Raw genomic sequence first — 14,901 nt, 5'->3', positions numbered from 1 at the left:
ATGTCCGTTAACCCGCAATGGCAGATTGCCACTGCTCAGGGGTATTCAAATTACGTAGTCTGTGTCTGGCTTTGCAAGGCAGGGCACAAGCCTGCAGATGCGCCAGCATATGGCGCACCGAACCTTGTCCTTCGTTATCCATCAGTTGCTTAAGATAATCGCGCAAAACCTCAGTGATGGGTAAATATAGAGGCAGAAAACAGTGCTGGAAATAATACGGACGGCCATTTTTGCGCCCATAGCGGTACAAGTCATGTAGCAGAGATGGCAGCAAAAATGGCATATCTACAGGTACAATCAACAACTCATCCAGGTTGTTGGCTTGGGTGAGGGCGCTATAGATGCCGCCAAGTGGTCCGGCATCTTTTACCAGATCTTGCACAAATCCGAGCTGATTGCGGCTAATTAATACCCGTTCGCAGCCACTTTTTTGTAAAAGCTGCTGCGCTTGTTGTAGCAGGCTATTGCCATGGTATTCCAGCAATGCTTTGTCTTGCCCCATCCGGCTCGAACGCCCGCCGGCCAGCACCAATCCAATCAGCATTTAGCCTCCCAGCATGGCTAGTTGTTGGGTGGCACCGGTCAAACCTTGTTGTAACCAATGACGGCTGTGTTTTTGCCCAAGCAGTTGCAACATATGTTGCTGCAAACCGGCAATATCGCCGTCCTGCAACCAGGGCGCCAGAGACAACCCCTGCTCTGCAAATAAGCACAGATGCAGATTGCCCGTGGCAGACACCCGCAGCCGGTTACAACTGGTACAGAAGTCTTTGTCATATGGCATGATTAAACCAATATTCCCTTGATAGTCCGGGTGGCTAAACTCCTGTGCGGGTCCGGCGGTTTTACCCCGCATTATGGGTAGCCAGCCACTGGCCAGCAATTCGGCTTTTATGCTCTGGCCGCTCAGGTGGTTTTCGGCAAAGAAGGCCTGATTGTCGCCAGTTTGCATCAGCTCAATCAGTCGGAGTGTGACCGGCGTATTTTTCAGCCAGTTTAGCGCGTGTTTAAGCAAGGTCTGAGAGTAGCCTTTCAACAGCACGCTGTTCACTTTGACCTTAAGCCCCAGCGCGAGGGCACTTTCAACTCCCTGTAGCACGGTATCTAGCTTGTTGTGCCCGGTAATGGCATGAAATTGTCTGGGATCCAGACTGTCGATACTGACATTCAGGGCGCTCAGTCCGGCGTCCTTCCATTGCTTAACCTGGCCGGGTAATTTGAAGCCATTGGTGGTTAGCGCGACCTTGTCAATGCCCTGAGTTTGGGCACAGATGGCAATAATCTCCGTCAGATCCTTGCGCAGTGAAGGCTCCCCGCCGGTTATACGGATTTTTCGGGTACCCAGTCCGGCAAAAGCGCCTGCCAAGGTGGCGATCTGTGGTTGACTGAGAAAGCGCGTTTTGCCGTTACCCTGATAGCCATCCGGCAAACAATAGGTGCAGCGAAAATTGCAAACATCAGTGATGGACAGTCGCAAATACTCAAAGCGCCGGCCAAATCTATCTTCCAACATGATTCCTTACCTTTCCAAACAGGGGAGGCTGACAAATTTCTCCATCAACCCTATAGGCCGTTACCCCATGCCTGAAGGTTTAGCGATAACGGCTCGGCAGGCCGGGCATTGTCCCGACGTATTAATGCTACGGCAAACCAGACGCCAGGCTATTCCCCAAAAGGGATAGACCGGCGGTGCATTGGGATAATTACCAGTTGGCGGCGACCATTAACCACAATCTAATTGCGTGAGTCCGTAGGTGGCATTGTCATCAATGGGCTGCTCGGCATAGTCCTGCTGGCGTGCCAGACTCAAGGTAAAATGCATTGCGGGAAGACAGCCTTGATAACGCAAGCCAAAGGTTTTATTTGATAGTTGCGGCGCTTGTTCAAAGTCCATCCAGTCAAGCAATGCGCTACCCATAAGCATTCATGCCTCGTCTCTAAAGGGGGAGAGGCGAATGTCAGGGGATATTGAACGGGGTCACTCAGTCCCTGGCGTCGCCTTTGCTTTGTTGGTTAACCATCCACACTGCGGCTTCGACCCGCGAGCGCAAATCGAGCTTTTTCAACAGGTGTTTTACATGCACCTTTACTGTGCCATCTGAAATATCCAGCTCCCTGGCAATCAGCTTATTGCTCAGCCCCTTGGCGATAAGCTTAAGGATGTCCAGTTCCCGGCTGGTGAGGCTAGCCAGTGCGCGGTTGGTCTGTCGCTGCGGTCGGCGCAAGGCTGTTGCCAGAATTTCGGTGAGCTTGGGACTCATCACCATTTTGCCCAGTACCGCTTCTTTGAGCTTATCGATCAGGGCGTCGGGATCCATATCTTTCAGCAGATAACCGTCTGCTCCCAAGCGAATGGCTTCCACCACATCCTCATCGCTGTCTGACACCGTCAGCATGATGATGCGCGCATCCACGCCACGTTCGCGCAGGGCTTTTAAGGTCTGCAGGCCATCCATGCCCTGCATATTCAGATCCAGGGTAATCAGATCCGGGTCTAGGGATTCAGCCAGCTCAATAGCCTGCTGACCGCTACTGGCTTCACCTACCACTTCCAGGTCGTCTTCCAGTTCTATTAGTTGTGTGAGCCCTTTACGCAGCAAAGGGTGATCATCGACCATTAATACGGTAGCGGGGGTTAACTCAGACATTTCTGTCTCCGGCTTTTATCTGAATAGTTATCAAAGAGTAACGTTTAGGGGTAGGGATTCCAACCAATCTCAGGAGATAGGTGAGTACCTCTAAGTGGGTAGTTGTTTTTGGGGGCATGTATCCTGTTGCCGCACTATGCTGGTCACCTTGCTCCACATAAGTGACTTTTCTTATTGCCATCCTTGCTGCATGTGAATAATCCTCTATTCGGGCGTACAGCAAACCAGCCCTTTATGATTAGATGTGTAACTGACTGCGCAATGCTCAAGTTTGTCCTAATCATTATGCATAGGTTGATATAACTACAATATCCCTTAAAGCCCAACCACCTCATCTTTGCGCTGGGCATAATATTCAGGTTCAAATTCAAAGCTGACCAGGGTGCCACCGGCAGGATGGCGCTGTACATTCAACTCACCACCTAAGTTGCGGCTGCGCTCGCGCATGATGGCCAGGCCATAGTGATTTAGCTTGCTTGGGTCGTTTTCAATGCCAATGCCGTTATCACGAATACTCAGTTTGATATGTGACGGACTATCGACAGTTCGCTGTAAACTCACCACCACTTGATTGCCTCCGGAGTGATGCAGAGCGTTTTGCAGCGCTTCGCGGGTGATTTGCAGTAGGTGGATCTCTTCATTGGGGCTAAAGGGCAGGTTATCCACATCAAATTCCAGCGAGAAGCGAATACTGTCGGAACGCTCCTGCAGTTGTAGCAAGCTTTGTTCCATGGCTGCGCGCAGGCTTTGGCCGTCCATTTTCAGTCTGAAGGTGGTAAGCAGTTCACGTAACTCCCGATACGCTGAGCTCAATCCGGTTTTCAGCTCGTCAATAACCGGGGCGGCTTTATCGGCACCATTAGGCTGTTTAAGTAGCTTCTCCAACCTGGCTACCTGAATTTTCAAATAAGACAGGGCCTGCGCCAATGAATCGTGTAGTTCTCTGGCAATAACAGTACGTTCATGCATTAGCACGAGTCGGCGACTTTGTTCCTGCTGGTCGCGCAGGCTCAAACTTACAGCAAACTGATCTGCTACGGACTTGAGCAGGCGCATCTGCCAGGTTTCCAGCTTTTGTCCTGGCTGCAACTGACATACCAGCACGCCATAGTTAGTCGAAGCGCGGGTCAGGGGAAAGGTCAGTTTATTCTCTGCTGGTGGGTTGGTATTCATACACCCATTACAATCTTTATTGATGCAGCGCGAGGGTAAAATTTTATCCTTGGTCATCAGGTGTTCGTAAGGTGTATTGCCTGAAGCCGTCATCATGCATAGGTCCAGATCCGAAAGCCCGGTGATCTTCGCCAGGCGATTTAGCAGTGGGCCAAACTCCGACGGATGACTGAGTGACTCCTGTAGGCTGTTACTGATGTTGTAGAGCAGTTCTACCGACTGATTACTTTGTTGCAGGCGGATGGTTTTTTCCTGCACCTTCTTTTCCATCAAACTGTGGGAACGACTGATGGCATCTGACATGTGATTAAGGGTATGGCCCAGCAGCGCCAGTTCATCATGGCCATGGTCGGGGGCACGACCAGTAAAATCCCCTCTGCCTATTTGCCGGGCGATCTGGGTCAGCTGCGCCAATGGCTGCTTAATATGCCGGCTGATGATAAACATGGCCACTATCATTAACAGCGCGGTTAGCAATAACGCAAGGCCCTGAATCAGGCGAATCGTGGCCACATTTTGCTCCGCATGATATTGATGGAGCTTTACCAGATGGTCGATGTCTTTTACCAATGCATCGGTTTCATTCAGCAGCGTTGGCAAAGCTTCAGGCTCTAGAATAGCGGCCTCAATACCCGGTTTGATGCGTTCTTGCCAGCGCGCCACAATAGACTCGTAAAGCTCAAAATGCTCGCTGGCTCGCTTGGCCATCGCCGGGCGTTGCAGGGTGGGTAATTGCAGGGTTTGGTCAAACTGATGAATCTGCTTAGTGAGGCGTTGCTGACGCGCTTCAGCCTCGAGGTCATCACGCATTAGGCTGATAGCTATCTGATAGCTTTGCATCCGCAAGGTGCCGGACAGATTGATGGCGTAGGCATCATTCTCGGCGCTGTCGCTAATAAATACCGAACTGGCCATGCTGACCACCGCTAGCAGGCTGATGGCAAACATCATCAGACCAACTCTGAACACAATTGAACGATTAAGTTGCTTTAACATCACCTTACCTGCCAGGGGCACAGGTGGTACTCACAATAAACAGGGAGTAGTGTTCGCTCCCGGCTTTTTGAATTCACCTGCCTTTCATCCCGCGATATTACTGATTTTTGCCCAACTTAACAGCTACCCATTATTGGGTACTTGCCTTTAAGCCCTTACCTGACAAGGGATTGCGGGGCTGTTAGCGATCTATTTAACTAGTTTTAGAGCGAGTATTTCGCCAAGACCAGTAGCTAATTTATCAACAGGAGTCCGGCATGAGTCAATTTCTGGACAGATTGCAGTATTTCAAACGTATAAAAGGACAGTTCGCCAATGGCCACGGTGTGACCACAGACGAAGATCGGAGTTGGGAAAATGGGTATCGTCGTCGCTGGCAACACGACAAAATAGTGCGCTCCACCCATGGGGTGAATTGTACCGGCTCCTGCAGTTGGAAAATTTATGTTAAAGACGGCCTGGTGACCTGGGAAACCCAACAAACCGATTATCCTCGTACCCGGCCTGACTTACCCAACCATGAACCCCGTGGCTGTCCCCGTGGTGCCAGTTATTCCTGGTATATCTACAGCGCCAATCGCCTCAAGTACCCGAAGATTCGTAAGCGCCTGGTGAAGCTGTGGCGTCAGGCCAAAATGCAGCATAAAGATCCGGTTGATGCCTGGGCGTCCATCGTCGAAGACCCGGTCAAAGCCAAGGACTACAAGCAGCAACGGGGCTTAGGTGGCTTTGTGAGGGCGCGCTGGGATGAGGTGAATGAAATCATCGCCGCAGCCAATATTTACACCACCAAAACCTATGGACCGGATAGGGTAACCGGATTTTCGCCTATTCCAGCCATGTCCATGGTGTCCTATGCCGCCGGAGCCCGTTATTTGTCATTGATAGGTGGTAACTGCCTGAGTTTTTACGACTGGTACTGCGATCTGCCACCGGCGTCACCGCAGGTGTGGGGGGAACAGACCGACGTACCCGAGTCGGCGGATTGGTACAACTCCAATTACATTATTTGCTGGGGCTCGAATGTACCCCAGACCCGCACCCCGGATGCGCACTTCCTGACCGAGGTCCGTTATAAAGGCACAAAAGTTATCAGTGTGACGCCGGATTATTCCGAGGTCGCCAAGCTGACGGATCAGTGGCTGGCACCCAAGCAGGGTACAGATGCCGCGCTGGCGATGGCCTTTGGCCATGTGATCCTCAAAGAGTTCTATGTTGACCGTCAGGTAGAGTATTTCACTGACTATGTTCGTCGTTACAGTGATATGCCCATGTTGGTGTTACTCGACGAGCAGGAAGACGGTAGTTTGGTACAAGGGCGTTTTCTGCGCGCGTCCGACTTGCTGGACAACCTGGGGCAGGAAAACAATCCTGAATGGAAGACCATCGCGCTGAATGAAGAAAGCGGTGAATTAGTGTCTCCCACCGGTGCCATAGGTTATCGCTGGGGCGAGGCACAAAGTGGTATTGGCAAAGGTAAATGGAACCTGACCCAGCGCGACGGCAAAACTGGCGAGAACCTGCATCTGCAGCTTAGCCTGAAAGCCGGTCATGACGAGCTGGCAGCGGTGAATTTTCCTTACTTTGGTAGCCGCGAACACGAATACGGGTATTTCCAGCATACCGAACATGACGCGGTGATCCCGCGTAAGGTACCGGTCAGGCTGGTGACCCTGGCGGATGGGCGTCAGGCCAAAGTAGCGACGGTGTTTGATTTGACCCTGGCTAACTATGGCGTGGATAACGGCTATCAGGATCCCAACTGTGCCAAAACCTTCGAACAGAACCTGCCTTATACCCCGGCCTGGCAGGAAGCCATCACTGGCGTGAAGGCCGCCGATGTGGTGAAAGTGGCCCGTGAGTTTGCTGACAATGCGGCCAAAACCAAAGGTCGCTCGATGATCATTGTCGGCGCGGGTATGAACCATTGGTACAACATGGATATGAACTACCGCGGCCTGATCAATATGTTGATCTTGTGTGGTTGCGTAGGGCAAAGCGGCGGCGGCTGGGCCCATTATGTGGGCCAGGAAAAACTGCGTCCGCAAACCGGTTGGACCCCATTGGCGTTTGGCCTGGACTGGGTGCGCCCACCCCGTCATATGAACGGTACGTCTTTTTTCTATAATCACTCCAGCCAGTGGCGCTATGAAAAACTGCATATGCAGGAAGTGATTTCGCCGCTGGCGGATAAGAGCAAGTGGACCGGAGCTATTATCGACTACAACACCCGTGCTGAACGCATGGGTTGGCTGCCGTCGGCACCGCAACTTGGTATGAACCCGCTGCAGCTTTGCCGTGAGGCCCGAGAGGCCGGTATGTCAGCCAAAGATTATGCGGTGCAGCAATTAAAAAGTGGCGAGCTGGAATTTGCTTGTCTTGATCCGGACAACCCGAAAAACTTCCCGCGTAATATGTTTATCTGGCGCTCCAACTTGCTGGGTTCTTCCGGTAAGGGCCATGAATATATGCTGCGCCACTTACTGGGTACCAAGCACGGCTTGATGGGTAAGGATTTAGGTGAAGAGGGCGGTGACAAGCCCGAAGATGTGCATTGGCGTGATGACGCGCCGGAAGGCAAGGTGGATTTATTTGTCACCTTGGATTTTCGTATGTCCACCACCTGTTTGTATTCCGACATCGTGTTGCCTACTGCGACCTGGTATGAAAAAGATGACCTGAATACCTCGGATATGCACCCCTTTATTCACCCCTTGTCCAGAGCCGTGGACCCGGTTTGGGAATCGCGTAGTGACTGGGACATCTTCAAGGGTATTGCCAAGTCGTTCTCAGAGCTCTGTGAAGGACACCTTGGTCAGGAAGAAGATCTGGTGACTCAACCAATGCAGCATGACAGCCCTGGAGAGCTGGCACAGCCCTTTGGCAGCCAGGCTTGGTGGAAAGGCGAGTGCGATCTGATTCCGGGCAAAACCGCGCCGAATATGATTACGGTAGAGCGTGACTATCCCAATACCTATGCGCGATTTACCTCCCTTGGTCCACTGCTGGACAAGCTGGGCAATGGCGGAAAGGGCATTAGCTGGAATACCCAGAAGGAAGTGGATTTTCTTGGTGAGCTGAATCAGCGTCATATCAAAGCTGGTGCCAATCAGGGCCGGCCAAAAATTGACACAGCCATTGATGCAGCCGAGGTGATCTTATCCCTGGCGCCAGAGACCAACGGCCAGGTAGCCGTCAAGGCCTGGGATGCGCTGTCGCAAATTACCGGCTTAGACCACCGCCATCTGGCGCTGCCTAAAGAAGAGGAGAAGATCCGTTTTCGCGACATAGTCGCGCAGCCGCGCAAAATCATCAGCTCGCCTACCTGGTCGGGCTTGGAAGACGAGCATGTGTCCTATAACGCCGGTTATACCAATGTGCATGAGTTGATCCCCTGGCGCACCATCACCGGTCGTCAGCAGTTTTATCAGGATCACGAATGGATGCGTGACTTTGGTGAAATGCACTGTCTGTACAAACCACCGGTTAACCTGAAAACGGTGCGGCCGGTGCTGAACAAGAAAAGTAACGGTAACAAAGAGCTGGTACTGAACTGGATCACGCCACACCAGAAGTGGGGCATTCACAGTACGTACTCGGACAATCTGCTGATGCTGACCTTGTCCCGTGGTGGCCCTATTGTGTGGCTGGCCGAGCCAGACGCTGCCAAAGCCGGGATTGAAGATAACGACTGGATTGAGGTGTTTAACGTCAATGGCGCCATCGCTGCCCGGGCCGTGGTGTCACAGCGGGTGCCGGAAGGGATGAGCATGATGTATCACGCTCAGGAGCGGATAGTGAACGTACCTGGCGCTGAAACCACAGGCACCCGTGGCGGTATTCATAACTCCGTGACCCGCGCAGTGTTAAAACCCACGCATATGATTGGTGGCTACGCCCAGCAGGCTTACGGCTTTAACTATTACGGCACCGTGGGCTGTAACCGCGACGAGTTTGTGATTGTGCGCAAGATGAGCAAAGTGGACTGGTTGGATGACGACAGTGTCGACGACCAGGATGCCACAGAGTTCCGGGGGGTTGAATGATGACCTTCAGAGCCTTCTTGAAACCCGCTCAGTCCAGGCATGGCTGTGCAGGAATATCGTCAATCTTTCAAGCAGACATAACGCAGGATGAGTGGATTTCAGGTGGCTCCCGCAGGGCGGGGCTGAAATGTCCTCTGTCTGTCTTACACCTCGAAGGACGTCATTTCACTGGCAACATAAGAAAATTTGATTTGTCTGCAAAAATTTCAGCCTACGCTGGTGGGGATTATTCATTCCCCCGGAGCTCTCAGGAACAGGAGAAGTAACATGAAAGTCAGAGCGCAAATAGGCATGGTACTGAACCTGGACAAATGCATTGGCTGTCACACTTGTTCGGTTACCTGTAAAAACGTCTGGACCTCCCGTGAGGGGATGGAATATGCCTGGTTTAATAACGTTGAAACCAAACCTGGCATAGGTTATCCCAAGGAATGGGAAAACCAGGAAAAATGGAACGGCGGCTGGATCCGCAGCAAAAACGGCAAGCTGGAGCCCAAGCAGGGCGGCAAGCGCCGCATTCTGGCCAACATTTTTGCCAACCCGGATCTGCCGGATATCGACGATTATTACGAACCTTTTGATTTTGATTACCAGCATCTGCACCGCGCCGGGGAAAGTAAACACCAGCCGGTGGCCAGACCCCGCTCGTTAATCAGCGGGCAGCGTATGGAGAAAATCGAGTGGGGGCCGAATTGGGAGGAGATCCTCGGTACCGAATTTAGCAAACGCCGTAAGGACAAAAACTTCGATAAGGTGCAGGCCGACATTTATGGCCAGTTTGAAAACACCTTTATGATGTACTTGCCGCGTTTATGCGAGCACTGCCTGAATCCAGCCTGTGTGGCATCTTGTCCCAGCGGCGCCATCTACAAACGCGAAGAAGACGGCATTGTGCTGATTGACCAGGACAAATGTCGCGGTTGGCGTATGTGTGTATCGGGTTGTCCATACAAGAAAATCTACTACAACTGGAAAACCGGCAAATCCGAGAAGTGTATTTTCTGCTACCCGCGTATTGAGGTGGGCCAACCCACCGTTTGCTCGGAAACCTGTGTGGGCCGTATCCGGTATTTGGGTGTACTGCTGTACGACGCCGATAAGATAGCCGATGCTGCATCGGTGCCGAATGATCAGGACTTGTACCAGGCGCAGTGCGATATCTTCCTGGATCCATTCAACAAAGACGTACAAGCCGCGGCAAAACGTGAGGGGATCCCGGATGCCTGGCTGGAAGCCGCGCAGCAATCACCGGTCTACAAAATGGCCATGGAGTGGAAGGTTGCCCTGCCTTTGCACCCTGAATACCGCACCTTACCTATGGTTTGGTATGTACCGCCTCTGTCACCTATTCAAACGGCGATAGAGTCAGGGCATGTGGGCATGAATGGCGTTATCCCTGATCTTAAATCCCTGCGCATTCCGCTTAAATACCTGGCTAACCTGCTCACCGCGGGTGACGAGAAGCCCGTGGTTCGTGCCCTGGAACGGATGCTGGCGATGCGTGCTTATAAACGAGCCCAGCAGGTGGAAGGGGTGAAAGACGATGAGGTCATAGCTGCAGCCGGATTACAGGATTGGCAGGTGGAGGAAATGTACCGGGTGATGGCCCTGGCCAATTATGAAGACCGCTTTGTGATTCCCACCAGTCATACCGCCTATGCCCAAGATGCTTACGACATGAAGAGCGGTTGTGGTTTCAGCTTTGGTAACGGCTGTGGCAGTTCTTCCGAGGTGAATCTGTTTGGTACTAAGAGCCAGACCGTTCGCCAGGTTATCCCCGTTGAGATTCAGGAGTAGGCCATGAAAATACTGACGTTACTGGCCAGACTACTGGATTACCCACAGGCCGGCTTGTTTGCCGCCCGGGACGAGGCCTTGCAGGTGATTGCCAGCGCCGACTTAACCTCTAGCACACAGCAGGCGTTAAGCCAGTTTGTGTTGCGGCATATGGACGGCGACCTATTGGACTGGCAGGAGGAATACGACGGTTTGTTTGAACGGGGACGGTCGCTGTCCTTACTGATTTTCGAGCATATTCATGGTGAATCCCGCGACCGCGGGCAGGCCATGGTGGAATTGGTGGCGCAATATCGCCAGGCCGGGCTTGAAATTGCTGAACATGAGTTGCCTGATTATCTGCCTTTGTACCTGGAATTTGCGGCTACCCAGCAGCATCAGGCCACCGGCTGGATTGCCGATATTGCTCCGGTGCTTGGGTTGCTGGCGGTGCGTTTGCAAAAACGTCGTTCGGATTATGCCGTGCTCTGTGAAGCCTTGCTGGAAGTCGGTCAAGTGTCTTTGGACCTGGATGCCTTGCAAGTGCAGATCGCCTCTGAGCAGGCAGACCATACGCCGAAGGCGCTGGATAAGGTGTGGGAGGAAGAGGCGGTGACTTTTGGCGGCGATGCCATTAATGGCGGTTGTCCCAGTCAATTGAACCGTCCCGAGTCCGGTCAGCGCCGTGACCAGCATGTGCCCATCGAATTTGTGGATGCTGCCGGGTGCGATAGCGCCCGGCTGAACTGAGGAGCGGACTATGTCGTTTATCAATCATTTGCTGTTTGGCATTTATCCTTACATCGCGCTGGCGGTGTTTGTACTGGGTAGTCTTATCCGTTACGACCGCGAGCCCTATAGCTGGAAGACCGGCTCCAGTCAGATGCTGGAAAGTAAACAGCTACGCAAAGGCAGTTTTGCCTTTCATATCGGTATCCTGGCGATTCTGGCCGGCCATTTTGTTGGTTTGCTGACCCCTCACCAGGTGTGGGATGTGCTGGGTATTTCCCCGGCAACTAAACAAATGGTTGCCATGGGAGCAGGGGGCCTGTTCGGGCTGATATGTCTGTACGGCATGACGATTCTGCTTAAGCGCCGGTTACATAATCCGCGTATCCGCGCCACCAGTACGCGTATGGATATAGTGATCCTGGTTCTACTCTATGCGCAGTTGATTCTTGGCCTGCTGAGTATTCCGTTTTCCATGGGCCACCTGGATGGCTCGGAAATGCTTAAGCTGATGGCCTGGGCGCAAAATACTGTGACTTTCAATGCGCAGGCAGCATCTCTGGCTATTGCTGACGTGGGCTTGATTTACAAGCTGCATGTGCTGCTGGGTATGACCTTGTTTCTGTTGTTCCCGTTTAGCCGTTTGGTGCATATCTGGAGCGTGCCGGTGAAGTACATGCGCCGCAATTACCAGGTCGTGCGTCAGCGTTAGTTTCACTCAGCAGACACAAGGATGTGTCCTTTTTCACAGGTGAGAAATGATGGTTATAAGTGATATTCCAGCAGTGACGGTGAATCAGCAGGTGATCAGCGCCGAGCAAATCAGTGCTGAAATGCAGTATCACCCGGCTGCCAGTCGCCGAGAAGCGGCGGTTAAATCTGCCCAGGCACTGATTATTAACGAAGTGGTGCGACAACGAGCTGTTGCGTTGGGACTTTATTCAGGCGAGGCCCCCCTTGATGGTCAGCAGGAACAACTGGTGATGGACAAGCTGCTGGCCGCCGAATGCCCGCCGGCTCAGGCCAGCACAGCCGAGTGTCGTCAGTATTTTGAGGCCAATCGTGGCAAATTTGCCACCGCGCCATTGCTGGAAGTCAGGCATATTCTGCTGGCTGGCGATCCTCGAGATCTGCAGGAAAGGGACAGGGCCAGGCAACTGGCCGAGCACATATTGCAAAGTCTGGGCAATGGCGAAGGGGATTTTGCCAGCCTGGCGTCAACGCACTCCAACTGTCCGTCGGCCAGACTGGGGGGCAATCTTGGTCAAATCAGCAAAGGTCAGACCGTACCAGAGTTTGAGCGCCAGCTGTTCGGGGCAGCCCAAGGCGTCATGGCTAAGCCGGTGGAAAGCCGCTATGGCTTTCATGTGGTTGAGGTGGTCAGACGGGTAGAGGGAAATCCTTTGCCCTTTGAGCAAGTGCGGGCGGACATTCAAAGCTACCTGGATACTAAAGTCAGGCGCAAAGCCAGTGCTCAGTATATTACCAGGCTGCTCAGTGAAGCGGATATTCAGGGCTTTGATTTTGGCCTGGATGGTTCGCCGCTAATGCAATAATCACCCCGGATAACCTAGTTCTTGGATATGCAGAATAATCCCTTCACCGCCAAGTGGTCTGCACAAGGTCATACCTTGTGCCTGGGCCACTGGATTATTCATTATCAGGGCCTACCCCTGAGCCTGCCTGATAGCAAGGCCGAAAACGATATGGATACCCGTGGCAATTTCAGTTACCTCTTCCCTGATGAAGACGACTTTGTTGAAGGCACAGCCGAAGACGATTGGATAGTGGCCAATGTTGATTGGCTGGCGGAGGTATTTGAGCAATATCAGATCCCACTGGATGAGCCGCATCTGCGCTGGTTTTATCGTGCCGTGAACGCGGCAGACTGGCGCTGTGGTAGCTGTGGAGGCTGTATTTAACGCCTTTTTAGGTCCGCAAGGCTTTTTCCCCTCTGTTGCCAACTAGCCCTTTTACCCCCCTTGGCTAACCACTAAGGGGTATTTCAGCGCCCCCCGGTCAGGGCCAAAATAACCCTATCCATCAATGCCTTGGAACATTTGTTCAAAGCGGAGAAGAAACATGACGCCTATCAGGCAATGGCCAATAATTAAAGGTTGTTATTGGTGCTGTCTTGCTGTTTGGCTGCACCTTGCAGTCTTGTGCCTACCTTTTGCGGCGCATGCCGCTCCATTTGACGATATTGGCTGGCAGCGTGTTGGCCAGATTTTCCCAACCGCCAGCCGTTGGTCTGAGCCCGAAGGCGAATTTCAGGTTCGTCGATTGCTGGCCGGTGACAGCTTAGTTGGATATCAGTTCCAAAGCCTGCAAGTGGTGGATATTCCCGCCTATTCAGGTAAGCCAATTAATCTGCAAATACTCCTGGATCCTGATGGCCGCATAGCCGATGCCTATGTGCTGGAGCATCACGAGCCGATTTTACTGGTGGGCATCCCCGAGCAAAAGCTGCATGACTTTAGCGCCAAATATCAGGGCGTTATGGCCGACCAGCGAGTGGTAGTGGGCAATACCTCAGATCCTGATGTCGTTACTGTGGATGCGGTAACTGGCGCTACCGTGACTGTGATGGTGGTCAACGAAGTCATCATGCGTTCTGCCCATGAAGTGGCGGTGTCTTTGGGGCTTATCGAGGATATCAGTAATCGTCCTCACGCCCCTGCGGTGGTGAAAACCGATGGTTTTACTGAGGCCGACTGGCAAAGCCTAACTGGCGATGGATCGGTGCGACGCTTACACCTGACCTGGGAGCAGGTTGATGAGGCTTTTGCTGATATTGAAGATAAAAATGCACAAGGGCACAAAAAAGGTCGTGGGGAAGGGCAGCATCAGCACAGGCAAGGGGGGCAAGGCAAACAAGGCACCTTTATCGATTTGTATGTGGCGCAATTAGACCCTCCTAGTATCGGTCGAAACCTGTTGGGTGAGCGTCAATATGGTTATCTGCAGGAGCAATTAAAAGACGGCGAGTTTGCCATAGCGGTGCTGGCCAGTGGCGATTACTCCTTTAAAGGCTCCGGCTATGTGCGCGGCGGTATTTTTGACCGCATCCAGTTGCGTCAGTTTGGTGACATCATCAGTTTTCGCGATTTAGACCAGCAAAGGTTGTCGGATCTTTATATCGATGGTTTGCCGGAATTAAGTGAAATGTCCATTTTTACTATCCGTGACCATCATCAATTCGACCCCGGTTCGCCCTGGAGTCTGGAGCTGTTAGTACGGCGTCAGACCGGTCCGGTGGATGGGGTGTTTACCAGCTTTGAACTGGGCTATCAGCTACCCGAACGCTATGTTGAGCGTCCGGCTCCTACCGCAGCACAGCTGGCGGCCATGGAAGCGGCTAACCGTCCCATGTGGGTCAACATCTGGTATCAGAAGAGCTTCCAAATTGGCGTGGTGCTGATTGCCCTGTTGGTACTGATGGTGATCTTGTTCCTGCAGGACAAATTCACGCAAAAGCCGCAATTCTTGCATTGGTTGCGCCGCGGCTACCTGGTGTTCACTGTGGTGTTTAT

Annotated in this window: 12 protein-coding genes and 1 riboswitch; of the genes, 7 read left to right on the top strand and 5 right to left on the bottom strand. The window is 52.5% G+C overall.

Going from position 1 to position 14,901, the window contains the following annotated elements; genetic code table 11:
• Nucleotides 1-7 precede the first annotated feature (7 nt).
• The 5 genes from mobA to J0A65_RS07955 form a co-directional block, all read right to left on the bottom strand.
• On the bottom strand, nt 8-544 hold the full coding sequence (mobA, locus tag J0A65_RS07975; protein ID WP_206593643.1) for a molybdenum cofactor guanylyltransferase: 537 nt from the start codon (nt 542-544) through the stop codon (nt 8-10).
• Nucleotides 545-1,513, bottom strand: a complete 969-nt coding sequence (moaA, locus tag J0A65_RS07970) for a GTP 3',8-cyclase MoaA (RefSeq protein WP_206593642.1) — start codon at nt 1,511-1,513, stop codon at nt 545-547.
• Nucleotides 1,504-1,624: riboswitch (molybdenum cofactor riboswitch) on the bottom strand. It overlaps the preceding gene by 10 nt.
• A gap of 99 nt (nt 1,625-1,723) precedes the next feature.
• On the bottom strand, nt 1,724-1,924 hold the full coding sequence (locus J0A65_RS07965; RefSeq protein WP_206593641.1) for a hypothetical protein: 201 nt from the start codon (nt 1,922-1,924) through the stop codon (nt 1,724-1,726).
• A gap of 58 nt (nt 1,925-1,982) precedes the next feature.
• Nucleotides 1,983-2,648: a two-component system response regulator NarL gene (gene narL, locus J0A65_RS07960; protein WP_206593640.1), complete on the bottom strand. Its 666-nt coding sequence runs from the start codon at nt 2,646-2,648 to the stop codon at nt 1,983-1,985.
• A 315-nt stretch (nt 2,649-2,963) separates the two neighbouring features.
• Nucleotides 2,964-4,817, bottom strand: coding sequence for a type IV pili methyl-accepting chemotaxis transducer N-terminal domain-containing protein (locus tag J0A65_RS07955; protein ID WP_206593639.1), 1,854 nt, complete (start codon nt 4,815-4,817; stop codon nt 2,964-2,966).
• Between the two features lie 257 nt (nt 4,818-5,074).
• Between J0A65_RS07955 and J0A65_RS07950 the strand changes: the two genes are divergently transcribed.
• From J0A65_RS07950 to J0A65_RS07920, 7 genes are all read left to right on the top strand, one after another.
• A complete protein-coding gene (locus tag J0A65_RS07950) occupies nt 5,075-8,863 on the top strand; it encodes a nitrate reductase subunit alpha (RefSeq protein WP_206593638.1) in 3,789 nt (1,262 codons plus the stop codon).
• A gap of 267 nt (nt 8,864-9,130) precedes the next feature.
• Nucleotides 9,131-10,660, top strand: a complete 1,530-nt coding sequence (gene narH, locus J0A65_RS07945) for a nitrate reductase subunit beta (RefSeq protein ID WP_206593637.1) — start codon at nt 9,131-9,133, stop codon at nt 10,658-10,660.
• Between the two features lie 3 nt (nt 10,661-10,663).
• On the top strand, nt 10,664-11,389 hold the full coding sequence (gene narJ / locus J0A65_RS07940) for a nitrate reductase molybdenum cofactor assembly chaperone (RefSeq protein WP_206593636.1): 726 nt from the start codon (nt 10,664-10,666) through the stop codon (nt 11,387-11,389).
• 10 nt (nt 11,390-11,399) lie between these two features.
• On the top strand, nt 11,400-12,080 hold the full coding sequence (gene narI / locus J0A65_RS07935) for a respiratory nitrate reductase subunit gamma (protein WP_206593635.1): 681 nt from the start codon (nt 11,400-11,402) through the stop codon (nt 12,078-12,080).
• Nucleotides 12,081-12,126: 46 nt separating this feature from the next.
• Nucleotides 12,127-12,924, top strand: a complete 798-nt coding sequence (locus J0A65_RS07930; RefSeq protein WP_232849813.1) for a peptidylprolyl isomerase — start codon at nt 12,127-12,129, stop codon at nt 12,922-12,924.
• A 27-nt stretch (nt 12,925-12,951) separates the two neighbouring features.
• On the top strand, nt 12,952-13,290 hold the full coding sequence (locus J0A65_RS07925; RefSeq protein ID WP_206593634.1) for a hypothetical protein: 339 nt from the start codon (nt 12,952-12,954) through the stop codon (nt 13,288-13,290).
• A gap of 160 nt (nt 13,291-13,450) precedes the next feature.
• The coding region (locus J0A65_RS07920) for an FMN-binding protein (RefSeq protein ID WP_206593633.1) at nt 13,451-14,901 on the top strand (1,451 nt) is incomplete at its 3' end.

The sequence above is a fragment of the Bowmanella yangjiangensis genome (assembly GCF_017255015.1).
Classification (GTDB): Bacteria; Pseudomonadota; Gammaproteobacteria; order Enterobacterales; family Alteromonadaceae; genus Bowmanella; species Bowmanella yangjiangensis.
The sequence above is the reverse complement of the archived record's forward strand: the minus strand, read 5'-3'. Positions and strand labels throughout refer to the sequence as shown.